The 757-nt window shown below is 40.0% G+C and carries 1 tRNA gene and 1 rRNA gene; both read left to right on the top strand.

From position 1 onward, the window contains the following. Positions 1 to 64: 64 nt before the first annotated feature. Positions 65 to 140 (top strand) — tRNA-Thr (locus NE535_RS18640). A 36-nt stretch (positions 141 to 176) separates the two neighbouring features. After that, positions 177 to 292, top strand: a 5S ribosomal RNA gene (rrf, locus tag NE535_RS18635). The last annotated feature ends 465 nt before the right edge of the window (positions 293 to 757 follow it).

The raw sequence follows: 757 nt of genomic DNA, 5'->3' as shown, positions 1-757 counted from the left end.
AAATAGCAAAAGTAATGAAATTGTATCTACTCAGTAGTCATTTCAGAAACATAAAAGCAGTTTTGCTGATATGGCTCAGTCGGTAGAGCGCATCCTTGGTAAGGATGAGGTCCCCAGTTCGATTCTGGGTATCAGCACCACGAATAAACTAGTGTAAAGTCCTAGTATAAAATTTGTTTGGAAACCATAGAGCTTTGGTACCACCTGATCCCATTCCGAACTCAGAAGTGAAACAGAGTATCGCCGATGGTAGTGTGGGGTCTCCCCATGTGAGAGTAGGTCATTTCCAGGCACCTTATAAAACAGTAAGGCCACTCTAATGAGTGGCCTTTTTGTTTTGTGTCGAAAAATTATACCAAATATCTGTCATTGATAGTGTGGCCGATATGCCCATGTGAGAGTAGGTCATTTCCAGGCACCTAATAAAACAGTAAGGCCACTCTAATGAGTGGCCTTTTTGTTTTGTGTCGAAAAATTATACCAAATATCTGTCATTGATAGTGTGGCCGATATGCCCATGTGAGAGTAGGTCATTTCCTGGCACCTATTAAAACAGTAAGGCCACTCTAATGAGTGGTCTTTTTTGTTTTGTGTCGAAAAATTATACCAAATATTTGTCATTGATAGTGTGGCCGATATGCCCATGTGAGAGTAGGTCATTTCCTGGCACCTATTAAAACAGTAAGGCCACTTTAATTAGTGGCCTTTTTGTTTTGTGTCGAAAAATTATACCGATTCGCATTGAATTATGAGCTAA

Source organism: Shewanella holmiensis, assembly GCF_025370255.1.
Classification (GTDB): domain Bacteria; phylum Pseudomonadota; class Gammaproteobacteria; order Enterobacterales; family Shewanellaceae; genus Shewanella; species Shewanella holmiensis.
This window is presented reverse-complemented; position numbering and strand designations above follow the sequence as displayed.